Origin of the sequence: Mesorhizobium sp. WSM2561, assembly GCF_000513915.1 — a bacterium.
Taxonomy (GTDB): domain Bacteria; phylum Pseudomonadota; class Alphaproteobacteria; order Rhizobiales; family Rhizobiaceae; genus Mesorhizobium; species Mesorhizobium muleiense.
The window spans coordinates 426,081-449,482 of the sequence record NZ_AZUX01000001.1 but is presented as its reverse complement, the minus strand read 5'-3'; the positions used below and the strand labels follow the sequence as shown (position 1 = coordinate 449,482).

25 protein-coding genes and 1 pseudogene are annotated in these 23,402 nt (G+C 63.1%); 16 read left to right on the top strand and 10 right to left on the bottom strand.

Annotated elements, in window-relative coordinates; genetic code table 11:
- The first annotated feature begins 11 nt into the window (after positions 1-11).
- From pqqB to pqqE, 4 genes are read left to right on the top strand one after another with little or no spacing between them, the layout of a single operon-like run.
- Positions 12-950 (top strand): pyrroloquinoline quinone biosynthesis protein PqqB, encoded by a 939-nt coding sequence (gene pqqB / locus M727_RS0102255; RefSeq protein ID WP_027151290.1) that lies wholly within the window; start codon positions 12-14, stop codon positions 948-950.
- On the top strand, positions 947-1,705 hold the full coding sequence (pqqC, locus tag M727_RS0102250) for a pyrroloquinoline-quinone synthase PqqC (RefSeq protein ID WP_027151289.1): 759 nt from the start codon (positions 947-949) through the stop codon (positions 1,703-1,705). The genes pqqB and pqqC overlap by 4 nt, the downstream gene beginning before the upstream one ends.
- Positions 1,705-1,998 carry a pyrroloquinoline quinone biosynthesis peptide chaperone PqqD gene (pqqD, locus tag M727_RS0102245; protein ID WP_036261252.1) on the top strand — a complete coding sequence of 98 codons (294 nt, stop codon included), beginning with the start codon at positions 1,705-1,707 and terminating at the stop codon, positions 1,996-1,998. Before pqqC ends, pqqD begins: the two co-directional genes overlap by 1 nt.
- Positions 1,995-3,116, top strand: coding sequence for a pyrroloquinoline quinone biosynthesis protein PqqE (gene pqqE / locus M727_RS0102240; RefSeq protein ID WP_027151287.1), 1,122 nt, complete (start codon positions 1,995-1,997; stop codon positions 3,114-3,116). The genes pqqD and pqqE overlap by 4 nt, the downstream gene beginning before the upstream one ends.
- On the opposite strand, the gene folP is transcribed toward pqqE, so the two are convergent.
- Positions 3,100-3,951: a dihydropteroate synthase gene (gene folP / locus M727_RS0102235; RefSeq protein WP_027151286.1), complete on the bottom strand. Its 852-nt coding sequence runs from the start codon at positions 3,949-3,951 to the stop codon at positions 3,100-3,102. The two genes, pqqE and folP, sit on opposite strands and share 17 nt — an antisense overlap.
- 115 nt (positions 3,952-4,066) lie before the next feature.
- Here folP and M727_RS0102230 point away from each other — a divergent pair, with 115 nt between their 5' ends.
- Both M727_RS0102230 and M727_RS0102225 read left to right on the top strand, forming a co-directional pair.
- Positions 4,067-4,543, top strand: a complete 477-nt coding sequence (locus M727_RS0102230; RefSeq protein ID WP_027151285.1) for an SRPBCC family protein — start codon at positions 4,067-4,069, stop codon at positions 4,541-4,543.
- Positions 4,544-4,565: 22 nt separating this feature from the next.
- Positions 4,566-4,982, top strand: a complete 417-nt coding sequence (locus tag M727_RS0102225; RefSeq protein WP_027151284.1) for a GFA family protein — start codon at positions 4,566-4,568, stop codon at positions 4,980-4,982.
- Between the two features lie 120 nt (positions 4,983-5,102).
- On the opposite strand, the gene M727_RS0102220 is transcribed toward M727_RS0102225, so the two are convergent.
- Positions 5,103-5,822, bottom strand: a complete 720-nt coding sequence (locus M727_RS0102220; protein ID WP_027151283.1) for a DUF899 domain-containing protein — start codon at positions 5,820-5,822, stop codon at positions 5,103-5,105.
- A gap of 204 nt (positions 5,823-6,026) precedes the next feature.
- Here M727_RS0102220 and M727_RS35670 point away from each other — a divergent pair.
- Positions 6,027-6,511: pseudogene (locus M727_RS35670) on the top strand (GNAT family N-acetyltransferase).
- Between the two features lie 127 nt (positions 6,512-6,638).
- Here the strand turns inward: M727_RS35670 and M727_RS0102210 are convergent.
- On the bottom strand, positions 6,639-7,577 hold the full coding sequence (locus tag M727_RS0102210; RefSeq protein WP_027151282.1) for a carbon-nitrogen hydrolase family protein: 939 nt from the start codon (positions 7,575-7,577) through the stop codon (positions 6,639-6,641).
- Between the two features lie 177 nt (positions 7,578-7,754).
- The gene (locus M727_RS42230) at positions 7,755-7,961 is read right to left on the bottom strand and encodes a hypothetical protein (protein WP_198032583.1); all 207 of its coding nucleotides are present in this window, start codon (positions 7,959-7,961) and stop codon (positions 7,755-7,757) included.
- A gap of 120 nt (positions 7,962-8,081) precedes the next feature.
- On the opposite strand from M727_RS42230, the gene M727_RS35665 reads away from it, so the two are divergent.
- A complete protein-coding gene (locus M727_RS35665; RefSeq protein ID WP_051505485.1) occupies positions 8,082-11,165 on the top strand; it encodes an AAA family ATPase in 3,084 nt (1,027 codons plus the stop codon).
- Between the two features lie 25 nt (positions 11,166-11,190).
- Positions 11,191-11,445: a nickel-binding protein gene (locus M727_RS0102200; RefSeq protein ID WP_027151281.1), complete on the top strand. Its 255-nt coding sequence runs from the start codon at positions 11,191-11,193 to the stop codon at positions 11,443-11,445.
- A 254-nt stretch (positions 11,446-11,699) separates the two neighbouring features.
- Here the strand turns inward: M727_RS0102200 and M727_RS0102195 are convergent, their stop codons facing one another.
- The 6 genes from M727_RS0102195 to M727_RS35660 all read right to left on the bottom strand — a co-directional run bounded on the left by M727_RS0102195 (position 11,700) and on the right by M727_RS35660 (position 16,819).
- Positions 11,700-12,536: a 3-keto-5-aminohexanoate cleavage protein gene (locus M727_RS0102195; RefSeq protein ID WP_036261073.1), complete on the bottom strand. Its 837-nt coding sequence runs from the start codon at positions 12,534-12,536 to the stop codon at positions 11,700-11,702.
- Between the two features lie 9 nt (positions 12,537-12,545).
- On the bottom strand, positions 12,546-12,980 hold the full coding sequence (locus M727_RS0102190; RefSeq protein WP_027151279.1) for a type II 3-dehydroquinate dehydratase: 435 nt from the start codon (positions 12,978-12,980) through the stop codon (positions 12,546-12,548).
- Positions 12,981-12,984: 4 nt separating this feature from the next.
- Positions 12,985-14,286 carry a TRAP transporter large permease gene (locus M727_RS0102185; protein ID WP_027151278.1) on the bottom strand — a complete coding sequence of 434 codons (1,302 nt, stop codon included), beginning with the start codon at positions 14,284-14,286 and terminating at the stop codon, positions 12,985-12,987.
- Complete coding sequence (locus M727_RS0102180; protein ID WP_027151277.1) at positions 14,283-14,801, bottom strand: TRAP transporter small permease subunit; 519 nt, start codon at positions 14,799-14,801, stop codon at positions 14,283-14,285. Before M727_RS0102180 ends, M727_RS0102185 begins: the two co-directional genes overlap by 4 nt.
- A gap of 73 nt (positions 14,802-14,874) precedes the next feature.
- Complete coding sequence (gene dctP / locus M727_RS0102175; protein ID WP_027151276.1) at positions 14,875-15,861, bottom strand: TRAP transporter substrate-binding protein DctP; 987 nt, start codon at positions 15,859-15,861, stop codon at positions 14,875-14,877.
- 22 nt (positions 15,862-15,883) lie between these two features.
- Positions 15,884-16,819: a shikimate dehydrogenase gene (locus tag M727_RS35660; RefSeq protein ID WP_084646595.1), complete on the bottom strand. Its 936-nt coding sequence runs from the start codon at positions 16,817-16,819 to the stop codon at positions 15,884-15,886.
- A 176-nt stretch (positions 16,820-16,995) separates the two neighbouring features.
- On the opposite strand from M727_RS35660, the gene M727_RS35655 reads away from it, so the two are divergent.
- The 7 genes from M727_RS35655 (at position 16,996) to M727_RS0102135 (ending at position 23,291) form a co-directional block, all read left to right on the top strand.
- Positions 16,996-17,682: a TetR/AcrR family transcriptional regulator gene (locus M727_RS35655; protein WP_036261070.1), complete on the top strand. Its 687-nt coding sequence runs from the start codon at positions 16,996-16,998 to the stop codon at positions 17,680-17,682.
- A gap of 85 nt (positions 17,683-17,767) precedes the next feature.
- Entirely contained in the window at positions 17,768-19,660 is a 1,893-nt protein-coding gene (locus M727_RS0102160; protein ID WP_027151275.1) for a sugar phosphate isomerase/epimerase and 4-hydroxyphenylpyruvate domain-containing protein, read from the top strand.
- A gap of 5 nt (positions 19,661-19,665) precedes the next feature.
- Positions 19,666-20,466, top strand: a complete 801-nt coding sequence (gene pcaD / locus M727_RS0102155) for a 3-oxoadipate enol-lactonase (RefSeq protein ID WP_027151274.1) — start codon at positions 19,666-19,668, stop codon at positions 20,464-20,466.
- Positions 20,463-20,867, top strand: a complete 405-nt coding sequence (gene pcaC / locus M727_RS0102150; protein WP_027151273.1) for a 4-carboxymuconolactone decarboxylase — start codon at positions 20,463-20,465, stop codon at positions 20,865-20,867. The genes pcaD and pcaC overlap by 4 nt, the downstream gene beginning before the upstream one ends.
- Complete coding sequence (pcaH, locus tag M727_RS0102145) at positions 20,864-21,622, top strand: protocatechuate 3,4-dioxygenase subunit beta (protein WP_027151272.1); 759 nt, start codon at positions 20,864-20,866, stop codon at positions 21,620-21,622. The genes pcaC and pcaH overlap by 4 nt, the downstream gene beginning before the upstream one ends.
- On the top strand, positions 21,622-22,236 hold the full coding sequence (gene pcaG, locus M727_RS0102140; RefSeq protein ID WP_027151271.1) for a protocatechuate 3,4-dioxygenase subunit alpha: 615 nt from the start codon (positions 21,622-21,624) through the stop codon (positions 22,234-22,236). Before pcaH ends, pcaG begins: the two co-directional genes overlap by 1 nt.
- A complete protein-coding gene (locus M727_RS0102135) occupies positions 22,233-23,291 on the top strand; it encodes a 3-carboxy-cis,cis-muconate cycloisomerase (RefSeq protein ID WP_027151270.1) in 1,059 nt (352 codons plus the stop codon). Before pcaG ends, M727_RS0102135 begins: the two co-directional genes overlap by 4 nt.
- Positions 23,292-23,402: the final 111 nt, after the last annotated feature.

Below are 23,402 nucleotides of genomic sequence, written 5' to 3'. Positions count from 1 at the left end.
CGGGCATTGCAATGCGCTTGAAGATCATCGGCTCGGCGGCAGGCGGCGGCTTTCCGCAGTGGAATTGCAACTATCGCCTGAGCCGCGCGGCTCGCACCGGGATGGCTGGCGTGCATTCGCGAACCCAATCAAGCATCGCCGCATCAGTGGATGGGGCCGGCTGGGTTCTCTTCAACGCCTCACCCGATATCCGCCAGCAGATTGCGCAAACGCCTGAATTGCAGCCCGCGCATGATGCGCCGTTGCGTTCGACGCCCATCCGCGCGGTGGTGCTGACCAATGCCGATGTCGATCATGTCGCCGGCCTGCTCAGCCTGCGTGAGCGGCAGCCCTTCGCCATCTACGCAACGACACAGGTGCTGGCGACGCTGGAGGCGAATTCGATCTTCAATGTCCTCGATCCGGCGCTCGTGCCGCGACGCACCTTGCCGCCGGCGGAAAAACTGGCGATCTGCGACGCAGACGGCCACGACACCGGCGTGACTGTCGAGAGTTTTCCCGTGCCCGGCAAGATAGCCCTCTATCTCGAGGAAAGAAGCCGGCCGGATGCCAATTTCAGTTCCGACGCCGGCGACACGATCGGCGTCCGAATCTGCGGTGCCGGCAGCCGCGGCTCCGTCTTCTATATCCCGGGTTGCGCGCGCATCGATGCGGCCCTGCGCAAGCGCCTGGCCGACGCCGCCTGTGTCCTGTTCGATGGCACGGTCTACACCGACGACGAGATGATTGCCGCCGGCGTCGGCCAAAAGACCGGTGCGCGCATGGGGCATCTGGCCATATCGGGAGACGATGGGTCGATCGCCGGCTTGGCCGCGTTGAGGATCGGCCGCCGTGTCTTCGTCCACATCAACAACACCAATCCGGTTCTGGACGAGAATTCCGCCGAACACGCAAGCGTCAAAGCGGCTGGCTGGGAAGTCGCCCGCGACGGCATGGAGATGGAATTTTGAGCGATTTCCGCGACGCGGCAAGGAACGGCCTGTCCTCCAGCGAGCTCGAAGCCGTGCTGCGGCAGGTCGGCGCCGAGCGCTATCACAACCGCCATCCTTTCCATCACAGGATGACCAGCGGTGCGCTGTCGAGGACCGAGATGCAGGCCTGGGCGCTGAACCGCTATTGCTACCAGGCCGTCATCCCGCGCAAGGATGCCATAATCCTCGCACATGCCGAAGACCCGGCGTTTCGCGCCGCCTGGCGCAAACGCATCGAGGACCATGATGGCGAGGACGGCTGGAGCGGCGGCATCGCGCGCTGGCTGCATCTGGCGACCTCGCTCGGCCTCGATGCCGATCACGTGAAGAGCGAAAGGCTGGCGCTGCCGGCGACACGTTTCGCGGTCGGCGCCTACCTCGCCTTTTGCACGAACCGGACGCTGTTCGAGGCGGTCGCATCGTCGCTGACCGAGATGTTCTCGCCGCTCATCATCGGCGAACGGGTCCCGGCGATGCTGGCCAAATACGATTACATCACCGAGGATACGCTGGCCTATTTCAGCCGACGGCCCGAACAGGCCTCGCGCGACGCCGACTTCGCCCTCGCCTATGTGCTCAGCCATGCCGACACGGCGGAACGCCAGCAGCAGGCGATCGATGCGCTGGTGTTCAAATGCGATATACTGTGGGCCATGCTCGACGCGCTTCAACACGCCTATGGCGAGCCCGGAAACATCCCGCCCGGCGCCTTCCGTCCGGAGCCAGCCCAATGATGGCGCTGCGCGAAAGAGCTTTGGTTTCGTCACGATCAGTGCCGTCGCTGCCGAAGCACGTGCGCATACAGTACGATCCCGTGCGGCAGGCGTTCGCCGTGCTTTCACCGGAAAGAATATTTTGGCCGAATGACATCAGCCTCGATATATTGCGCCGCTGCGACGGGCGATCCACGGTCGGCCACATCATCGCCGAGCTTGCCGCGGATTATGACGCCGAACAGGAGGCCGTGGCGGCCGACGTCATTGCCTTCCTGCAAGAATGGTCGGACAAGCTGCTGGTAAAACTATGAGCGAGCCCCTTCTCCCTCCGATCGGCATGCTGGCGGAACTGACGCATCGCTGCCCGCTGCAATGCCCGTATTGCTCCAATCCGCTCGAATTGCTGAAGGCCAATCGCGAACTCGATACGCAGACCTGGCTCGACCTGTTCTCGCAGGCCGCCGATCTCGGCGTTCTCCAGGTGCATCTGTCGGGCGGTGAACCGACGCTGCGCCGCGACCTCGAGCAATTGATCGCCGGGCTTTCGACGCGCGGCGTCTACACCAACCTGATCACCGCCGGCGTCGGCATTGCCGAGGGCCGCATCGAGGCGTTTGCCGAAGCCGGGCTCGACCATCTGCAACTGAGCTTTCAAGGCGCACGACCGGCGACCACCGACCGCATCGGCAATCACAAAGGCGGCCACGAAAAGAAGCTGGAGACGGCACGCCGCGCCCGGGCTGCCGGCCTGCCGCTTACCATCAACGCGCCGATCCATCGCCACAACATCGAGGAAGTGCCGGAATTCATCGATCTGGCGCTCTCGCTGGGCGCGGAGCGGCTCGAGATCGCCAACGTGCAGTATGCCGGCTGGGCGCTGACCAATCGCGATCAACTGATGCCCGAGCGTGCTGCGGTCGACCGTCAGGCGGAGATCGTCGCGGCGGCGCGCGAACGGCTCACCGGCATCATGAACATCGATTTCGTCACGCCGGATTATTTCGCCATCTATCCCAAGCCGTGCATGGGCGGCTGGGCGCGCGACGCGTTCATGGTGGCGCCGGACGGCGCCGTGCTGCCGTGCCATGCCGCACAGACCATCCCGTCGCTCAGTTTTGAGCGTTTCGGCCCGCGCAGCCTGGCCGAAATCTGGACCGATTCGCCGGCATTCAACGCCTTTCGCGGCACCGACTGGATGCAGCAGCCCTGTCGCAGCTGCGAACGGCGTGAGATCGACTGGGGCGGTTGCCGCTGTCAGGCGATGGCGATTGCCGGCGACGCCGCCGCGACGGACCCGGCTTGCGCGAAATCGCCGATCCATGCGCGCATGGCCATGCTGATCGACGAAGCCCAGCGTGCTGCGGCAGTTCCTTCGAACGACGAACAATTCGTCTACCGACGGATCGGCGTCGTCACCGAGCCCGCCTGATCTCTTCCCCGGTCTCGCGCTCGCGCACCGCGTCGGCGAATGCCAGTGCCTCGCGATTGACGGCAACGTTGTGCACGCGAAAGATCGAAGCGCCCTTCAGCCGCAGGATGACGCTTGTTGCCGCTGTGCCGACGTCCCGCCCCTCGTCACTTCCGCCGACCAGGCGACGGGCAAGGCGCTTGCGTGACGTGCCGACGAGCAATGGAAAACCGAGCGCGCGCAATTCACCGAAGCGAGCCATGAGCTCGAGGTTTTCCTCGCCGTCCTTGGCGAAGCCGAAGCCCGGGTCGAGCACGATCCGCTCGTCCGCGATGCCGGCGTCGCGCGCGATCTCCAGCGATCTGTTCAGGAACAGGAACTGGTCGGCGATCACATCCGCCAGTTTTTCGCGGCCGCGCCCGGTGTGCATGATGACGAGGCCGGCGCCGGTTTCCGCCGCGACCTGCGCGATGTCGGGTTCGCGCTGCAGTCCATGCACGTCGTTGACGATATGCGCGCCGGCGGCGACCGCCAGCCGCGCCGTCTCGGCCCTGTAGGTGTCGACTGAAACCAGGCTGTCGCCGTCGGACGACAGCGCCTCGATGACCGGCAGGATGCGCGATTGTTCCTCGCGCGCAGAAACGGCGCCGGCGCCGGGCCGGGTGGATTCGCCGCCGACATCGATGATCGCCGCGCCCTCGCCGATCATGCGCCGCGCCTGCTGCAGCGCCCGCTCCGGCCGGTCGAATTCTCCGCCGTCGGAAAAACTGTCCGGCGTGACGTTCAAAATCCCCATCAGCAACGATTGCGCGCCAAGATCGAGATGCCGTCCATGAGCAAGCTGCCAGCGCGTCATGCGTCAACCTTTTTCATCTCATTTTCATATCAGATGCAATTCGCGACAAGATTGTCACTCACACGAACCCGGTTTCCCCATCTACCTATGCTCGCGAAACAAAAGGAGCGTAGCAATGACCAGGGAAACGATCAGCTTTACTTACACGACCTATTTTGTCTCGACACCGGGAAAGGTGTTCGAGGCCATAACCAAACCGGACCTCGCACGGCGCTACTGGGGCCACGAGAACGTCTCCGACTGGAAGCCCGGCTCGAGCTGGCAGCACATCCGCGCTAATGACGAACGGACCGTCGAGCTCGTCGGCAAGGTCGTCGAGGTGTCGCCGCCGACCCGTCTCGTCATCACCTGGGCAAACGCTTCGCAGGCGTCCGATCCGGCGAGCTACAGCCGGGTGACCTTCGAGCTCGAGGAATACGAGGCTATGGTCCGGCTGACCGTCAGCCATGACGACCTCGAAGCCGGCAGCGGCATGGCGAACGGCATCAAAAAGGGTTGGCCGATCGTCCTCTCCAGCCTGAAATCCTTCCTCGAAACGGGTCAGGCGATCGATGTCTTCGCCAAGCCGCGCGCGTCCGAACTGGCGGCCTGACCCAGGACAAAGGACCGAGCAGATGAGCACTCTCTACACCGGCGGATGCGCGTGCGGCGCGGTCCGCTACGAGGCCAAGGCAGCCCCGATCTTCGAAAACCACTGCCAATGCCACGATTGCCAGAAAAGAAGCGGCACCGGTCATGGATCCTATCTGACGTTTGCGTCGCGGGCGGACGTGGCCATCACCGGCACGACGAGGGACTGGCGTGTCGCGGCGGACAACGGAAATGTCAAAATCCATTCCTTCTGCCCGGTCTGCGGAACTCCGGTTTACCTGACGTACACCGCCATGCCGGAGCCGATCACGGTCCATGCCGCAAGCCTCGACGATCCGAGCCGCTTCAATCCGACCGTTGTCACCTACGGCAGCCGGGCTCTCCCCTGGGACAAGATGGAGACCGCGCTGAAGACCTTCGAGAAGATGCCGCAGGGCTAACCGGCCCGGCGGCAGGGCGGACGCGCACGCCCACCGCGGCATTACGGATCGAAGGCACGGCAGAAACGAAAACAGTGCACTGTCACCGTAATTCGCGGTTGTGCCCATGACACCCAGCGCTCAGCCATTGCCGTACTCGTCATGACGGCGCCACCACGCCTGGGGGAACTCGAGCCCGTTCTCGTTCCTTCCCCACGGAGCCAGGTCGAGGAAACGGTAGATCCCCATAAACGCCTCGGTGCCACGGGCGTAGGTGGAGTAGGTGTGGTAGACGGCACCGTCCTGGAGCGCAAAGACGCTCATTCCCTCCTTCTGCGGCTCGGCCCTGTCGACATGCTGATAGTTGTAGTCGGCGCCGTCTCTCTGCTGCTCTTCGGTGAAGGCGGCGCCGAAGTCGTATTTGAAATCGCTCCCGAGCGACGAAACCCACGGGAAGCGCCAGCCCATTTGCTGCTTGTAGTCCTGGATCTCCTGCAACGGCGCGATCGATTCGCAAACCAGGGTAATATCGCGGCCGTTCAAGTGGGGGATGACGCAGTCGAAGTGATCGGCGATCAAGGAGCATCCGGTGCATCCTTGGCGCTCATCCGTGAGTCGGTATCCGTAGCCGAACATGAAATGATAGACGAAGAGTTGCGAGCGTCCCTGGAAAAGGTCGGCGAGCGAGGCGCTGCCCTCCTCAGTCTCCAACAGATACGCCTTATCGATCCGAACCCAGGGCAGCTCCTGTCGCTGTCGCGCCAGTTCATCGCTCTGCCGCATGAGCCGTTTCTCCGCCTCGAGCAGTGCGAGCCGCGCTCCGAGCCATTCCTCGCGTGTTCCGGTCTTGTGTTTCATCATCGCTGCTGTCTCCTTCCTCGGGGGATTTCCCTTCCGTTTCTCGAAACAACTTGTTGCGTCAGGCGTTAAACTCAATGCCGGAGGCGAAACATGGCAGCTGGATGTGGCGGTTTCCGATGCACTGCCTGATCCTGCCCCCTTGTTGCGGCGCCCGTTGCGGGCGCGGGCGCCTGGTCGAACCATTTGCGTCGCTTGGAGGGCAGCATGAAATCGCCGACAGTGAGAGTCATGGCCGCGGCCGATGAAGATCCAGCGGTCGGAACAATCTTGCTGGCGTTTGCAGCCGATCCCATGGCGCGATGGACCTGGCCGCATGCACACCAGTACCTCGCGGCCATGCCGCGACTGGTCCGCGCGTTCGGGGCCAAGGCATTCTCAAACGGAAGCGGCTTTTGCACCGATGGTTATGTCGGGACGGCGCTGTGGCTGTCGCCCGGTACCACCCGACCGAACCGCATTGGTACTTGCCCGCGATCGGCGTCGACCCGGCGCACCAGGGCGAAGGTCACGGCGATGCCTTGATGGCGTACGCGCTCGCGCAGTGCGATCGCGATCACGCGCCCGCCTATCTGGAATCCTCGAACCCGCGCAACATTCCGTTCTACCGGCGCCACGGCTTCGAACCGCTCGGCGCGATCCAGATCGGTTCATCGCCGAAGCTCGTCCCGATGCTGCGGCGACCGCGTTGAGCCAGGCAGGGCAGACGAGCGAAGCGTCAGCCGCCCGGCTAACTGGACGGCGTCATGGGACGCGCTCCACGACATTCCGGCTCCCGGCTTCCGCCCAGCGCCGGCGCGGTCGTCAGCCTGTTTCGGCTCAGTCGGTGAACGCGACGGGTGTAAGCGGTTTCCGGCTGATCGACAGCGAGAAAATATCCGGCCGGGAATAGTGCCCGGCGACGTCGAGCGACCGCCGGGCGCGGCCGACCGCCTCCCGGTCAATTTCGGCGAACAGGATTCCCTTGTCGCGGTTCAGCGGTCCGGCCGCGATTGCGCCGCCCGGCTTCACGACGACGGCGTCGCCGTCGTTGATCCACTCTTCGGCCTTGAACAGTCGGTCGCGATCGGGAAAGTCGGCGGGGAGATCGCTGCCCTGCATTGCCGTCGCGGTGCCGATGACCCAGCATCCGCCCTCACGGGCGATGTGACGCAATGTGGCGAGGCAGAGTTCACCATTGTCCCACGTCGGATTGATGAGAATGTCGATGTTCTGGGCGTAGAGAGCGTAGCGCGCAAGCGGCATATAGCTTTCCCAGCAGATCAGGCACCCCAGGCGACCGACCGGCGTGTCGACAACTCTGAGGCCGCTCGCGTCGCCCGTGCCCCAGACCATGCGTTCGGGGTTGGTCGGCATCAACTTGCGATGTCGGTTTTGGAGCGTGCCATCCGGTCCAATCACGACCACGGTGTTAAACAACGTTGTGCCCGAGAATCGACTATCGATCTCGTTCAGGCCGACGACAATCGTCACCGCACGCTGGCTGGCGGCCTGCTGCAGAGTTTCAAGATCACCTCGCTCGATATCGACGGCGTTGCTGCGCAGCCTGGCGTGAAGCTCGCTGGACAACGCCATATCCGTGCCGGGCTTCAGCCGCCAGACCCACGTCGGATATCCGGATATCCAGGCTTCAGGGAAGATCACCAGGGTGGCGCCGGCATCGGCGGCTTCGTCGATCGCCTCGACGGCTCTGGCGATGGTCGCCTCGCGATCGAGAAAGACCGGCGGCTTCTGAACGACGGCAATTTTTGCTTGCATGGCGGTTTCCTCTACTCCCAATTCACGTTCCCACTACACTTCAGCTGCAATGGTTTTCTTGTGAGCAGTCCTGTCGGTGTCGGTGTGCCGTAACACGAAGACCTAGCCGCCGGCTTTCAGCGACGGCAGCAGCTTCTGCAATCGGCAATGCGATGGCGGGTGCGAATGATCTCCTGTTCAGTCACCCCAGCCTTCACACCCCAGTCGGATATCCCGGTATCCATGCTTAGGGAAAGACGACCAGTGTGGCGCCACATCAGCCGCTTCGATCGCTTTGTTGATGGTGGCTTCGCGGTTGGCGGCGGCGGCAGCCCGCCATTGGTCGAGGGTCGTCTCCTTGTGTTGTGCAGGATCGAATGGTTTCGTCGCCGTTGTCGTTGTCATCGGCTGGCTCCTCAAGGCTGTTTCGCAAGACCGTGTTCACGGCTAAACTTGCCTACGATCGTGGGAGCGCCCGTGGAAACCGGCGTCGAATTATCTCGATGCAGAGCAGGCAGGCCAGCGATGCAACGTCCTATCCCTCTCCAGGTACGTCTGCTCGGCGAGCTCCAGCTTGTCGGCGCCGACGGGAAGGCCCTTGCTTTACCCGCCTCCCGCAAAACGCGCGCGCTTCTTGGCTATCTCATTGCCACCGGCCAGGTGCACCGGCGTGAACGGCTCTGCGATCTGTTCTGGGACGGACCGGATGATCCGCGCGCCGAGTTGCGCTGGAGCCTCAGCAAGATCCGCGCGCTGCTCGGCGAAGGCAGCAGAGCTCGGCTCGTGGCGGATCGTGAGCGGGTCGGCATCGAGCTTGGCGATGCGCTAGTCGACCATGCGGTCGTGCGCTCGCTTGCCGCAAGCAGAGTCTCCGCCGCGACCACCGAGGTGCTGACCGAGACTGTGGCGCTGTTTGGAGGCGAGTTCCTCGACGGGCTCGATCTGCCGCTCTGTTACCGCTACCAGGAATGGTGCATAGCGGAGCGGGAGGCGATGAGCCAGCTCCGGTTCAGGGTTCTCGCCGCGCTTATCGCGCGACTGGAAGACGTCCCGACGGATGCCCTGCCCTATGCCTACGCATTGGTTGCGGCCGACCCGCTATCCGAAACCGGTCATGCTGCGGTGGTCCGGCTGCTTGGGAAGTTGGGCCGGACCAACGACGCGCTCGTTCATTACGAGCGGGCGCATCGCATATTCGAAGCCGAGCTTGGCGCGCCGCCAGGCGAGGAACTGAAGGCGGCGAGGCAGGCGCTGCGACCGACCCCAATCGCAGGTGCCCGAGCCGCCCCTTCCGGTGCAGCCAGGCGAACCCTGGACGACGTCCCGCGGCCTGCGGCTTCCGGGCCCATGGTTGGGCGCGACGCCGAGCGTACAACCATCGATCGCCTCGTCGGGATGGCAGCCGACAGCGGCCAGGATGTCATCCTTGTGACTGGAGAGCCCGGCGTCGGCAAGAGCCACATGCTAGGCTATTTCAGCGAACGGGTGGCCGCTGCCGGCGGGCGCGCCTTCAGCGCGCGCGCATTCGAAGCCGAGACGGCACGATCCTATGGCATCTGGATCGATCTCCTGCGCTCGGTCCAGCGGCAGCGACCGCGCCATGGATTGCCTTCGGTTCTCGGCCCGCTGCTCCCCGAGCTTGGAGGCGGCGAAGGCGGGGTCGGGGATCGCACTCAGCTGTTCGACGCCATTGTCGACGTGTTTTACGGGCTCGCCGCCGACGAGCCGGTGGGTATTGCCCTCGACGACGTCCAGTGGCTCGACGATGCGTCCGCGTCGCTGCTTCACTATGTTGCTCGCCGGACGGAGGCAGCCCCCGGTCTGGTCATCGCCTGCGCAGCACGTTCTGGAGAAGTCGAAGACAATATTGCAGTATCGCGGGTGCTGCGCTCACTCGCCCGCGATGGCCGACTGACGGAGATCGAACTCGATACGTTGAGCGCCGAGCACACGGCAGAGCTGGTCCGGCGGCTCGACCCGGCTCTCGACGCAGCTCAAATCGTCGCCGCGAGCGATGGCAATCCGCTGTTTGCGCTTGAACTTGCCCGCGCTCACCTGCGCGGGGATCCCGGCCCCGGCCGTACCGTGAAAGCCCTGATAGAAGGACAACTGGCTGGGCTGACCGACCAGGTGCGCGAAACCCTGGTCTGGGCTGCAGCGCATGGCCGCACCTTCACGCCGCAGGATCTTGCGCGCTTGGGGCCGTTTGATGCTGCCGGGCTTCTGATGGCACTGGGGGAGCTTGAGCGGCGCGGGCTGGTACGGCCGGCAGGCGGCGACGCCTATGACTTCACCCACGACCTCGTCCGGCAAGTCACCTACCGCAGCTTGTCCCATCCCAGGCGCAAGCTGTTGCATCGACATATCGCGCGCGCGCTTCGACCGGCGGCGGAGCGCGGCGGTGATGCTGCGGCCGATCTCGTTCATCACGCCGTGCTCGCCGAGGATGACGAGATGGCAGCACGAGCTTGCATCGTCGCGGGCGAGCGGGCGCTTCGGCTCTTCGCCAATGCCGAGGCCGCCGGCCTGGCCGAGCGAGGGCTGCGGCATGTCGCGCGGCTGCCGGAAGCGCCGGAGAAGCTGGTTTCCCGGATTGCGCTGCTCAAGATCCGCGTTCTTGCCGCGACTGGTCCCGGATTGCGATCACTTCCGCCCATTGAAGACGAGATCGCCGACGCGACCAACGCAGCGGATGAACAAGGGCTGCAGGCTGCCGCGGCGACAGGGCACTATCTGCTTTCCATTCTCCATCAGCAGGCCGGACAAATAGAGCGGGCCGAGGCCAGCACGCTTCGTGCGGCCGAGATAGGGCGCAACGCTGACCGCAAGATCCAGGCGCATCAGCTCGCCAACACGGCTCGCTGCCTGCTTGAGCTGGAGACAGAAATCGCGCGCGCGCGCGAATTGATCGCGGAGGCCGGCGATATCGCGCAGTCGCTCGGTACAGAGTTGTGCGAACTGCATTGGGCCAGCGGGCTGCTGGAGCGATGGGACGGTCGGCAGGGTCAAGCCGCCGTTCATCTTGCTCGCGCTCTTGCCTTGGCGCGCCGAGGCGAAGACCGCTGGCGCGAGTACAAATGCCTGACCTGGCTGGCGACGCTTCATTTCGAAATGGCACGATATGCCGACATGCACGCCCGCTGTGAGGAGCTGCGGTCGGTTGCCGCACGGATTGGCGAGGAGACGCCTTTCGTCGATGCCCTGCAGGCGCTTGCTGCCGTCATGACGGCGGATGATGCAGCCGATGAGGCGCTGGAGAGCGCCTTGGCGCGGCTTCGTGCCGCCGACGACAAGTCTTACCTGGCTTACGCTCTCAACAGCGCCGCGAGTTTTTACTGTCGTGCCGGCCGAATGGAGCAAGTCCGACTCCACGCCAGCGAGGCACTGACAGTCGCCTCCAAGATCCGCCGACGCTGCGAGATCGCCATTGCCAAGGCCCTGCTCAGCGCGGCCGCGAACGGTTCTTCGGCAGCGGAAATCGACGACGATTGCCGGGCATCGATCGAGCTTGAGGATTTCGGCGCGAGGGCGCGAACAGTTTTGCGCCATCCTGCCGAACCGGCGCGCAGCGTTCCAACGGCCGCACCCACGCCGGGCCTTCAGACTTGAACGAGCCATCGAACAGGAGAGCACCATGCCTCGCATAATCGTCGAGCGGTCTTTTGAAGCCCCGTTTACCCAGCAAGAACTCGACGCGGTGGAGGCGCGGATGGCGCCGTGCCTCGACCTCTACGATGTCCGCTGGATCCGTAGCTACTGGTCATCCGACCGGCTGCGCATGATCTGCGAATACGAAGCCGCTGATATCGCCAGCGTTCGAAACGTCCAGCACGAGGCTGAAGCCAGGTTTGAGCGGGCCTGGGCTGCCGATGTGCTGGGCGAGCCGTGAGAGCCCACTCGTCAGGCTATTGCGGGTGAACGTTGCAAGCCGTGTGTCGAAACCGACTCCATCGAGAAAGAAGTCGATCCGATCCAGCCCTCCCAGTCCCCGTCCAGCCGGACCAGATTCCGGGGCGGTTTTTTCCATCCATGATGTGGCTCCGCCCTCACCTGCCGCCGAAGCCGCAACGCTTGAAGGATCGACGAGGACGTTGCCAAGGCGCAACAGGTCCGACAGCGGGGCGCGAAGCTGCGGCCCAGGAATTACGATCCTGACGCCAGACCAAGTGTTTGGCGCGCCTCGTTGACGGTGGCCACGCGCCGGCCAAACTTCTCGACTGAGGCCGCCGCGCGTTCGACGAGCTCGGCGTTGCTGCGCGCCAGGCGTTCCCTGGTGATCCTGATATTATCCTCAAGTCCGGTGCGCACTGCGTCTGCTGCGCGCGCCAACGCCCATTGCATTACGATCGTCTGGTTGCGGCCTATTCCGGCCGCTGTCCAGGTGGATTGTGGAAACAGGAGTTTCGCTTCCCTGAGGAGCACATCGAGCAATCTCTCCTCCGCAGGCAGTGCGTTTTGCACGCCCATGACAAATTGGATGTGCGGGCGCTCACCTAAAAGTCCCGCGTCGGTCAGCCGCCTGGCAGTGTGAAGGTGCGACAGGTCGAAGATCTCGATCTCCGGCAGCACGCCATTTTCCTTCATCGCGGTTGCGAGATCACCGATCAGGGCGGGATGGTTCTCGTAGACCATGGATGGGAAGTTGACTGAACCGGTCGAGAGCGAGGCCATGTCCGGCCTCAGATAAAGTGCCGAGCCACGCGCGGCAGGATCGCGACCGCGCCCGCCGGTCGAAAACTGGACGATCATGCCGGGGCAGTGCCTACGCACCCCCGCCTGGACGGCAGCGAAGCGCGTTGGTTCAGACGATGAACTCTGATCGTCATTGCGCACGTGGATGTGCACCAGCGACGCACCTGCTTCAAAGGCTTCCTGGGTCGACTCGATCTGTTCGTCCACGCTGATCGGCACCGCAGGATTGTCTTCCTTGCGCGGCAGCGAGCCGGTGATCGCAACAGCGATGATACAGGGTTCAGGCATGGCGATACACTATCGTTCGACCTGGTCCATGAGCCAGCGGATCGCGAGCGGATACCCCTCGGCGCCGAGCCCCGCGATCACGCCGGTGGCGACCTTCGATACCAGCGACCGATGATAGATCTCCTCGCGGCGATGGATGTTCGAGATATGCAGTTCGACGATCGGGCCCGGAAACATCTTGAGCGCATCGAGCACCGGGATCGAAATAAAACTCAAACCCGCGGGATTGATCAGAATGCCCGCGCCTTTGTCGATCGCCTCATGCACCCAGTTGACGATTTCGCCCTCAATGTTCGACTGGTGAAAACGGATCGGATGGTCGCCGGCGGCTTCACGGCACATCGCCTCGATTTCTGCGAGCGTCGTCCGCCCATAGATCTCCGGCTCGCGCATGCCGAGCCGGTTGAGATTGGGGCCGTTGAGAACGAAGATTGGCTTGGTCATGGTCCTATCCTTGATAGCCCAGCAGGCGCGGCAGCCACAGCACCAGCGATGGGAAGAAGGTGATCAGCATCAGGGCGGCAATCATGGCGTAGAGAAACGGCATTACGTCGTGCACCAGGTCGCGCAGCGGCACCTCTGCGATGCGGGTCATGATGAACAGCAGCAAGCCGTAGGGCGGGGTGACCAGCCCGAGCATGATGTTGACGACGACCATTACGCCGAAATGCACCATGTCGACACCGAGCGCCTGCGCCGTCGGAATCAGCACCGGCACGATTACCAGCAGGATGGTCGTGCCTTCCAGCACGCAGCCCAGGATCAGCAGCAGGATATTGACCAGGATCAGGAAACCCATCGGCGAAAGATCCCAGAACTTCAGGATCACCGACAGGGACTGCGGAATGTTCTCGACCGTGACAACGTAGTTGAACACCAGGGCGCCGGCGATGAGCATGCCGATCGAGGCCGTGGTGCGGGCGCTGTTGAGAAGCGCATGGTAGAGTTGGCCCGGCGTCACGCTGCGATAGATCGCGACCGAGATGAGCAGCGCGTAGCCGGCGGCGACCGCCGCGGCCTCGGTCGGGGTCATCACGCCGCCCCTTATGCCGACCAGCAGGACGACCGGCAGCATCAGCGCCGGAAATGCGCGCAAGGTTATCCCCGGCAATTCCCTGAGCGGCACCGACTTCTCGACCGGAAAGTTCTTCCGGCGCGCGTCGATGGCGACGATGATCATCTGCGTCAGGGCGAGAAGAAGGCCCGGCACGATACCGGCGATGAAGAGGTAGCCGATCGATGCATCCGAGATCAGCGCGTAGATGACCAGCGGAATCGACGGAGGAATGATCGGGCCGATGACGGAGGTGACGGCTGTCAGCGCCGCGGCATAGCTCGCCGGGTACTTGCCATCCTTGGTCATGAGTTGCTGCATCATCTTGCCGGTGCCCGCGGCGTCGGCGATGGCCGAGCCGGACATGCCGGCGAAGATGATCGACTGCAGCACGTTGACTTGCGCCAGGCCGCCGCGGAAACGGCCGACAACGGCGTTGCAGAATTGCAGCAGCCGGTCGGTCATGGTCCCGGCGTTCATCAACTCCGCGGCGAGAATGAACATCGGTACGGCAAGCAGGATATAGCTTGTGTAGAGCCCGTTGAGGAGCTGCTCGGCTGAGGTGCCCATGTCGAGCCCTGCAAGCCAGAGATAGAGGATCGATCCGGCGATCATCGAGTGACCGATCGGCAGGCCAAGCAAGGCCAGCGCTGTGATCGCAACGACTGACAGCGAAAAGGGGCTCGCGAGATTCATACGCCGGAGCTCGCTTTCGTGGGGTCAAATTCCGCCGGTGCTTGGCCGCGCAGAGCACGCCACGCCAGCCATAGGTAGCGGGCGATCACGGCGACCACGAAGACGAGATAGATCGAGAACAGCCAGTCGAAGCGTATCTTGAGGTAGGCGGTGCTCTCGACCTTCATGAAGGTCACGTAGCTGAAGACGGCCGGAAAGGACCAGCCATAGAGCGCGACGAGAGCGATTGCGAAGGCAAGCGTCATTACCCGCCTGATGTCCGGACCGACTGTGGCGTAGAGGAGATCAAAACGGATTTCCTCTTCTTCACGAACGACGAACGCTGCGCCGAACAGCACGACCCAGATCCAGAGTACGACGGTGAGCTCGTTGCTCCAGCCGGTCGGCCAGTTGAGAAGGTAGCGAAAAGCAACCTGCAGCAGAAACGCGGCGAACATGGCGCCGATTGCGATGGCGATGGCGTTCTCGGCGCGCCGGTAGAGCCAGCCGCCGACCTTTCTCAATCCCGGGTTCATGATGCCTCCCTGACGGGCGTCTGGCCAAACCGGCCAGCCGGTCGCAAGCGGACCGGCCGGCGCGTTCGTCGCGTCAAAGCGCGTTGATCTTGTCGACCATCCCGGCAGGCCATTCCTTGGCCAGGTCGGAGGCAAGATATTGCTCCTGCACATGCTTGCGGAATGCTGCGACATCGGGCTCGTAGATCTTCAGGCCCTTGCCCTTGAATGTTTCAACGAGTTCCTTCTCGCGCGTCAGGTGTTTCTCTGTCGAGAAGTCGATCGCCTTGTCCGCCGCGGCCTGGACCTTTGCCTGCTTCTCGGCCCCCATTTCGTCCCACACCTTTTTCGAAATGCTGAGAAGGTCGAATCCGACAAGGTGCGAGGTAAGCACGATCTGCGACATGACCTCGTAGAACTTCATGTTCTCGACGTTGGGCAACGGGTTGTCCTGCCCGTCGATTGCGCCTGTCTGCAGGCCGGTATAGACCTCGGCGTAGGCCATTGGCGTAGGGTTCGCGCCGAGCGCCTGGCCGAGGAATTGCCAGGCGTCGCCACCCGGCATGCGCAACTTGATGCCTGCCATGTCGGCGGGAGTCTTGATTTCCTTGTCCGGCTTCAGACCGACCTGGCGCAGGCCGAAATAGGTAGGGCCGAGCACCCTCACGCCGAGCTGGTCCTCGGTCATCCGCTTCAGCTCCGCACCGGCATCGCTGGCAAAGAACGCCTTCACGTGCGCGGCGTCACGGAACAGGTAGCCGGCGGTGACGATGGACCACGCCGGAATCTGCTTGGAGATGTCCTGCGGGGCAACGTTGCCCATCTCGAGGTTGCCGCGCTGGATGGCGACAAGTTCGGTGCCCTGCTTGAACAGGTTGCCGCCGTAATAACCCTCGAAGGCAAAGTCGTCCTTGATGGCGTCGGCGAACATTTTCATCATCTCGGCCCGGATGTCCTGTTCCGAGAACACGGCCGAGAAACGCAGCTTCGGCTTGTCCTGCGCGAAGGCGGGAACGGCGGTCGCGGCGGCGAGTGCGCCGGCGGCGACCATAAACAGGCGTCGGTTCATTTCAGCTTTCATGTCGATTTCCTCCCTGTGGTCTTCATACGATTATAGGCGTCATTGCCTTCAATGCGGCGGCCTCGAAATGATCTGCCATGGCGCGGCGGTCGGCCTTGCGCCCGGTGAAGAGCTCGAACGCGCGGACGGCCTGGTAGATCGCCATGCCGATGCCCGGCAGCGTTCTGCAGCCGATCGTTCGGGCCGCGACCAACAACTCTGTTTCGGTCGGAAAGTAGATTATGTCGGCGACCCATTTTTCGGCTGTCAGAAGAGCCGTGTCGAACGGTGTTCCGGGGTATCTCGCCATGCCCACCGGGGTCGTGTTGACGATGCCGTTTGCCATGCGCACGGCTGCGGCCGGATCCGGCCAGGTCTCGACGCGACCGCCGAACAAGGCGCCCACGCGCAACGCAAGATCCGAGGCGCGACCGGGTTGGCTGTCGAGGACGAACAGCCGGCCAACGCCCATTTGCATCAGCGCGTTTGCGACTGCGGCGCCCGCTCCGCCGGCGCCGAACATTGCGACACAGCCCATCGATGCGCCTGTCATCGTCTCGCGAAAACTCTCCGCGAAACCCCAGCCATCGGTGTTGTGGCCTTCCTTGCGTCCGCCAGCAAAGACGACCGTATTCACCGCGCCTATCGCGCGCGCTTCCGGCGACAGCGCATCCAGGACGGGGATGACAGCCTGTTTAAACGGATGCGTGACGTTGAGGCCGTGAAAGCCTGCGATTTCCGCCGCCGCGATCAAGTCTCCGATCGCCGCGTCCGGAAGTCCGAGCCGGTCGAAATCGAGCAAAAGGTATGAATAGCCGATGCCGAGGCGCCGGGCTTCACGCTCGTGCATGCCGGGAGTGCGCGAGGACTGAATACCGCGTCCAACGAGGCCAATCACGACCTTTTCGCTGTCGCCGCTGGCGGCGCCCTTGTGCTCGTCGGCAAGACGGCAAAGCAGGTCGACAAGGCTGTCGCCCATCTCCCGAAATTCCTCCCTGTGCGGGCCGCCTCCCAGCCCAAATGCGGCAATTCCTGGATCGCCCTTGTGTTCACGCCAGACGCGCCGGTAAATGAGTCCGTCGTGATTTGCGAATGATGTACTAACTGGTTAGTTTAGTCAAATGCCGGCTGCGCCGGGGCGGGAACTCAAACTGCATGGCCGTTATCAAGAAAGAACGAAAGCCGGCGCCGGACACGAGCACGACGCGTATCCAGGACCCTGAGGGCACGCGCCGCCACATCCTGGAGATCGCCTCCAAGGAGTTTGCCCTGAACGGTTTGTCGGGCGCGCGCATAGACGAGATTGCGGCACGCACACGCTTCAGCAAGCGCATGATCTACTACTACTTCGGCGACAAGGAAGGCCTCTACCTGCGCGCGCTCGAGAACGCGTATCGCCAGGTGCGCGAGGGCGAGGCTCAACTGGATATCGAAGGTCTGCCCCCCGTGGCGGCCCTGACGCGCCTGGTGGAGTTCACGTTCGACCACCATCACCGACACGAGGAATTCATCCGCATGGTGATGATCGAGAACATCCATCACGGCCAATACCTCGAACAATCGGATGCGATCCGCGAACTGAACGTGACTGCGATCGACCATATCTCTCGCATCTATTCACGCGGTGTCGAAGAGGGGGTCTTCCGGCCGGGGCTCGACGCGGTCGAACTCCATTGGCAGATAAGCGCGTTGTGCTTCTTCAACGTTTCCAATCGCACCACCTTTTCGATGATCTTCGGACGCAACTTCGGCGCGCCGGCACAACTCGAGCGGCTCAAACGCAACAGCGTGGAGATGCTGTTGCGTTTTGTCGCCAAGGACGAAGCTCCCGCAGAACGCTGAGCGCGCCGAAACTTGCGGTGCCGCCAGCGTTGCCTTAGTTATGTACGAACTGGTTCGTTCACAACAAACCAGGGAGGAGGCGCGTTTGAAGACGTCGATCGCGACGGTGTCGATCGCCGGTGACCTGGCAGAGAAATTCGCGGCAATTTCCGCCGCGGGCTTCGACGGCGTCGAAATCTTCGAGAACGATTTCCTTACCTTTGACGGCTCACCGCGCGACGTCGGCCGAATGGCTGGTGACACAGGTCTGACCATAACGCTCTTCCAGCCGTTCAGGGATTTTGAGGGGTTGCCGGAGCCGCAGCGCAACCGCGCCTTCGATCGCGCCGAGCGAAAGTTCGACGTCATGCAGGAACTCGGCACCGACCTGATGCTGGTATGCTCGTCGGTGTCGCCGGTCTCGCTTGGCGGGATCGACCGGGCGGCCATGGACTTTCACGAGCTTGGCGAGCGCGCCGCCAAGCGCGGTCTGCGCGTCGGCTACGAGGCATTGGCCTGGGGGCGCCACGTCAACGATCATCGCGATGCGTGGGAAATCGTGCGCAGGACTGACCATCCGAGCGTCGGGCTGGTTCTCGATTCCTTCCACACGCTGGCCCGCAGGATTGAGCTCGGCTCCATCCGTTCGATACCCGCGGACAAGATCTTCATTGTCCAACTCGCCGACGCGCCGCTGATCGAAATGGACTTGCTCTATTGGAGCCGGCACTTCCGCAACATGCCAGGCGAAGGTGATCTGCCGGTGCGACAGTTCATGCAGGCGGTCGCGGCAACCGGTTATGACGGCTATCTGTCGCTCGAGATTTTCAACGACCAGTTCCGTGGCGGGTCGGCAAAGGCGATCTCCGTCGACGGACGGCGTTCGCTGGTGTGGTTGATGGATCAGGTGCGGCGTGAAGAACCGGCACTTGAGATGGCCATCCCGCCCATGCCCGACCGCATCGGGGTTGCAGGGGTCGAGTTCGTCGAGTTCGCGGCCGATCGCCAGGATGCCGGACAGCTTGGATCGCTGTTGTGCATGCTCGGCTTTGTCGAGGCCGGTCGGCACGTCTCGAAGGAGGTCACGCTCTACCGCCAGGGCGAGGTCAATATTGTCATCAATACCGAGCGGCAGGGCTTTGCCCATTCTTCCTTTGTTGTCCATGGCACGTCGGCATACGCGATGGGCCTGAAGGTCGAGGACGCCGCCGCCACGGTGGCGCGCGCCGAGGCGTTGGGCGCGGAGATCTTTCACCAGCGGGTCGGGCCCGGCGAGTTGTCGATCCCGGCGATCCGCGGCGTCGGCGGCGGACTGATCTACTTCCTCGATGCCAAATCCGACCTGGCAAAGGTCTGGGACATGGAGTTTACGCCGGTCACCTCGGCAAGTTCCGGCAATGGCATCGGCCTCACCCGTATCGATCATGTCGGGCAGACCATGGCACAGGAGGAGATGCCGAGCTGGCTGCTGTTCTATGTCTCGATCTTCAGGACGACCAAGACCCCGATGGTCGACATCGTCGATCCGGCCGGCCTCGTGCGCAGCCAGGTTATCGAAGGTCTGGACAAGCGCTTCCGCCTCACGCTGAACGGCGCCGAGAGTCACCGCACCCTGGCTGGCCATTTCATCGCCGAAACCTTTGGTTCCGGCGTCCAGCACCTGGCACTCGCGACGGATGACATCTTTGCGACGGCGGCGAAGCTGCAGGCCAACGGCTTCGAACCACTTCAGATATCGATGAACTACTACGACGACGTCGAAGCGCGCTTCGGTCTGGATCCGGAGATCGCCGATCGGTTACGCTCAGCCAACATCCTTTATGACCGCGACGACAACGGCGAATTCTTCCAGCTCTACGCGCCGACATTCGGAGAGGGGTTCATTATCGAGTTCGTTGAACGGCGCGGCGCGTATGCAGGCTATGGTGCGCCGAACGCACCATTCCGCATTGCCGCGCAAAAACGGCTGATGCGGCCCAAAGGAATGCCAAAGCTATGACGGATATGAACTTTGCTCGCATTAATGGCGCGACGATCCACTACCGGCATCGTCCCACAACTGGCAGGCCGACGGTCGTCTTCGCGAACTCGCTCGGCACGGATATGCGCATCTGGAACGAGGTCGAGCGAAGGCTGGCCGACGACTGTACATCCGTTGCGTTCGACAAGCGCGGACACGGCCTGAGCGAACTGGGTGGCGCGCCGCAAACAATCGAGACCCATGCGACGGACCTTGCAGGGCTGCTCGACCATCTTGGCGTGAAGCGCGCGGTGATCTGCGGGCTTTCGATCGGCGGCGTCATTGCGCAATGCCTTTACAAGACGCGGTCGGATTTGATCGAGGGATTGATCCTTTGCGATACGGCAGCGAAAATCGGTACGGCCGAGATGTGGAACGGGCGCATCAACGCGACCCTGTCGGAGGGCATCGCCAGCTTTGCCGACGACGTGATGCGAAAATGGTTCACGCCGGATTTCCAGAAGAATCGCGGCGAGGAACTGGCGGGTTATAAAACGATGCTGACGCGCCAGGATCCGGCCGGCTACGCCGCTGCCTGCGCGGCTATCCGCGACGCCGATTTCACCGCGACGACCGCCGCGATCAAAGTGCCGACACTCTGCATTGTCGGCGATCAGGACGGATCGACGCCGCCTGAACTGGTGGAATCGCTGGCCCGCTCAATCCCCGCCGCACGGTTCGAGGTCATCTCCGGTGCGGGCCACATCCCATCCGTCGAGCAGCCGGAAAGGCTCGCCGGGCTGATCCGTGGCTTCCTGAACGACATGCCAAGAGAGCGCAAATGAGCAAGCCACGACACGGCGACCGATACGTCGAAGGGATGGCGACGCGCCGTTCGGTGCTGGGTGACGCCCATGTCGACCGCGCAGAGGCCGCCAAGACCGAATTCGACATTCCTTTCCAGGAACTGATCACGGAGGCTGCATGGAGCCACGTCTGGTCGCGGCCGAACATCACCAAGCGCGAGCGTTCCATGATCACCATCGCGCTGCTCGCCGCGCTGAAGCAGGACGAAGAGGTTGCGATGCATATCCGCGCCAGCGTCAATACCGGGGCGACGCGCGACGACATACGCGAGGCGCTGCTGCATGTGGCAATCTATGCCGGGGTGCCGGCGGCAAATCATGCGATGAAGATCGCCAGGAAGACGTTCGACGAAATGGACGCTCAAGCCGGCAAATCATGAGCAAGTCGCGCTTTCCCGCCAACCGCACGTCAGAAATCGGCAGCTTCTTTCCGCGCGACCGCAACTGGCATCCGCCGGCCTTGACACCAGCCTACAAGACTTCCGTGCTGCGCTCGCCGCAACGGCCGCTTCTTTCCCTCGACAACACGCTGTCGGAGCTTACGGGGCCGGTCTTCGGCCAAAGTATTCTCGGTGAACTGGACAATGACCTCATACTCAATTTTGCCGGGCCGGGCGAAAGCGCGATCGGGCCGCGCATCCTCGTCTATGGCCGCCTTCTCGACGAGCGCGGCATCGGCGTCGCCGGTGCGTTGCTGGAGGTATGGCAGGCCAACGCCGGCGGACGCTATCGACACAGGAAGGAGACTTATCTCGCGCCACTCGATCCGAACTTCGGCGGCTGCGGCCGCACCATCACCGGCGAGGATGGCTCCTATTGTTTCCGCACGATCCAGCCGGGGCCATATCCCTGGCCCAACGGACCCAACGACTGGCGTCCAGCGCACATCCATTTCTCGATCTTCGGGCACGGCTTCGCGCAGCGCCTGATCACCCAGATGTATTTCGAGGGCGACCCGATGATCTGGAGGTGCCCGATCGTGCGGACCATCAACGACCGCCGCGCCATTGAAGGCCTCACCGCCGCACTCGACATGGAGGCAACGATACCGATGGACGCGCGGGCATACAAATTCGACATTGTACTGCGCGGCCGCCGCTCGACGCTGTTCGAAAACCGCATCGAGGGCAACTGATGGTCCAGGCTCTCGGTCGGCTGAAGGAAAGCGCCTCGCAGACCGCGGGACCTTATGTCCATATCGGGCTGACGCCCAACTTTGGCGGTATCTCGGGCGTCTATGAACGCGACCTTGGCACCGCGATGGTCAACGACAAGACCAGGGGCGAACGCATCAGGGTCAATATCCGGGTGATCGACGGCGCCGGCTCGCCGCTGAACGACGCACTTGTGGAGATCTGGCAGGCGGACGCCGCCGGCATCTACAATTCGCCCTCGGATCTGCGCGGCTCCGCCGACCCGAACTTTACCGGCTGGGGCCGACTGCCCACCGACATGGCGACGGGCGAATGCCTCTTCGAAACCATCAAACCCGGTCGCGTGCCTTTTTTTGACGGCCGCAAGATGGCGCCGCATTTGACGGTCTGGATCGTCGGGCGTGGAATCAACATTGGCCTTCACACCCGCATGTATTTCAGCGACGAGGAAACCGCCAACGCCGAGGATCCCGTCCTGATGCGCATTGAGCAAAGAGAGCGCGTGTCAGCGCTGGTCGCGCCGCGGGATGGCGACGTCTATAAATTCGACATTCATCTCCAGGGCATCAACGAGACGGTCTTCTTCGACATATGATCGCAGCATTCGACAATCCCCTCCTGTCCGGGCTTCTCGGCGATGAGAAGATGGCGACGCTGCTCGGCGTCGAGGCCGAACTTGCGACGATGCTGCAATTCGAGAAGGCGCTCGCCGACGCAGAAGCTGCACTCGGCATCATCCCGGCGGCTGCAGCAAGCGCAATCGGGCGCGTCCTCGACAACTTCCGGCCGGAAAGCGAGGCCCTGAGGGACGCAACGGCGCGCGACGGCGTCATGGTGCCGGAACTCGTGCGGCAGATCAGGCATGCTGTCGGAGCGCCGCATTCGGAGCATGTGCATTTCGGTGCGACTAGCCAGGACGTGATCGACACGGCCATGATCCTGAGAATTCGCGCCTGTATCGACCTGTTGGAAGAACGGCTTTCGGCTCTGGTGGTCGCCTTCGCCGATCTCGGCCATCGGTTTGGCGATCGCCCGCTGATGGCCCGAACCCGAATGCAGGCAGCGATTCCGATTTCCGTAGCCGACCGCGTCACCAGCTGGCGCGAACCGCTCGTGCGCCACCGCGAGCGGATTCAATCGGTGCGAGGATCGGTTCTCGTCATCCAGTTCGGCGGCGCCGTCGGGACGCTCGAGAAGTTCGCAGACAAGGGCGCCGCCATCCGTGCCGCGCTGGCCCGGCAGCTAAGTCTCGGCGACGCGCCGCAATGGCACAGCCAGCGCGACCGCATCGCCGAGCTGGCCAACTGGCTGTCGCTTGTGACGGGCGGCCTCGGCAAGTTCGGGCAGGACATTGCGCTGATGGCGCAAGCAGGCGACGAGCTGCAACGGGCGGTCGGCGGTTCATCGTCCGCCATGGCGCACAAGCGCAATCCCATCGACGCCGAGATGCTGGTGACGCTTGCCCGCTTCAACGCAGTCCAATTGTCGGGAATGCATCATGCGCTAATCCATGAGCAAGAGCGCTCTGGTGCAGCCTGGACGCTGGAATGGTTGATCCTGCCGCAGATGCTCATGGCGGCTGGAGCATCGACCTGTGTCGCGGACAGGCTGGTCCGAACCATAGCGGCAATCGGAGGCAAGATCGACTGATCCCACTAATGCATGTCGCGCAAAAGTGCGCAGCGGTTTTGCGACAACGACATGCATAAAAACAACAACCTAAAGCGCGTCGCATGAGGCCGGTCAAACGCGACGCGCTTT

Coding starts and splice junctions, on each gene's coding strand:
- pqqB (WP_027151290.1), top strand. CDS start 12: ATGCGCTTGAAGATCATCGGCTCGGCGGCAGGCGGCGGCTTTCCGCAG.
- pqqD (WP_036261252.1), top strand. CDS start 1,705: ATGGCGCTGCGCGAAAGAGCTTTGGTTTCGTCACGATCAGTGCCGTCG.
- pqqE (WP_027151287.1), top strand. CDS start 1,995: ATGAGCGAGCCCCTTCTCCCTCCGATCGGCATGCTGGCGGAACTGACG.
- folP (WP_027151286.1), bottom strand. CDS start 3,951: ATGACGCGCTGGCAGCTTGCTCATGGACGGCATCTCGATCTTGGCGCG.
- M727_RS0102230 (WP_027151285.1), top strand. CDS start 4,067: ATGACCAGGGAAACGATCAGCTTTACTTACACGACCTATTTTGTCTCG.
- M727_RS0102225 (WP_027151284.1), top strand. CDS start 4,566: ATGAGCACTCTCTACACCGGCGGATGCGCGTGCGGCGCGGTCCGCTAC.
- M727_RS0102220 (WP_027151283.1), bottom strand. CDS start 5,822: ATGATGAAACACAAGACCGGAACACGCGAGGAATGGCTCGGAGCGCGG.
- M727_RS0102210 (WP_027151282.1), bottom strand. CDS start 7,577: ATGCAAGCAAAAATTGCCGTCGTTCAGAAGCCGCCGGTCTTTCTCGAT.
- M727_RS42230 (WP_198032583.1), bottom strand. CDS start 7,961: ATGACAACGACAACGGCGACGAAACCATTCGATCCTGCACAACACAAG.
- M727_RS35665 (WP_051505485.1), top strand. CDS start 8,082: ATGCAACGTCCTATCCCTCTCCAGGTACGTCTGCTCGGCGAGCTCCAG.
- M727_RS0102200 (WP_027151281.1), top strand. CDS start 11,191: ATGCCTCGCATAATCGTCGAGCGGTCTTTTGAAGCCCCGTTTACCCAG.
- M727_RS0102195 (WP_036261073.1), bottom strand. CDS start 12,536: ATGCCTGAACCCTGTATCATCGCTGTTGCGATCACCGGCTCGCTGCCG.
- M727_RS0102190 (WP_027151279.1), bottom strand. CDS start 12,980: ATGACCAAGCCAATCTTCGTTCTCAACGGCCCCAATCTCAACCGGCTC.
- M727_RS0102185 (WP_027151278.1), bottom strand. CDS start 14,286: ATGAATCTCGCGAGCCCCTTTTCGCTGTCAGTCGTTGCGATCACAGCG.
- M727_RS0102180 (WP_027151277.1), bottom strand. CDS start 14,801: ATGAACCCGGGATTGAGAAAGGTCGGCGGCTGGCTCTACCGGCGCGCC.
- dctP (WP_027151276.1), bottom strand. CDS start 15,861: ATGAAAGCTGAAATGAACCGACGCCTGTTTATGGTCGCCGCCGGCGCA.
- M727_RS35660 (WP_084646595.1), bottom strand. CDS start 16,819: ATGGGCGACAGCCTTGTCGACCTGCTTTGCCGTCTTGCCGACGAGCAC.
- M727_RS35655 (WP_036261070.1), top strand. CDS start 16,996: ATGGCCGTTATCAAGAAAGAACGAAAGCCGGCGCCGGACACGAGCACG.
- pcaD (WP_027151274.1), top strand. CDS start 19,666: ATGAACTTTGCTCGCATTAATGGCGCGACGATCCACTACCGGCATCGT.
- pcaC (WP_027151273.1), top strand. CDS start 20,463: ATGAGCAAGCCACGACACGGCGACCGATACGTCGAAGGGATGGCGACG.
- pcaH (WP_027151272.1), top strand. CDS start 20,864: ATGAGCAAGTCGCGCTTTCCCGCCAACCGCACGTCAGAAATCGGCAGC.
- pcaG (WP_027151271.1), top strand. CDS start 21,622: ATGGTCCAGGCTCTCGGTCGGCTGAAGGAAAGCGCCTCGCAGACCGCG.
- M727_RS0102135 (WP_027151270.1), top strand. CDS start 22,233: ATGATCGCAGCATTCGACAATCCCCTCCTGTCCGGGCTTCTCGGCGAT.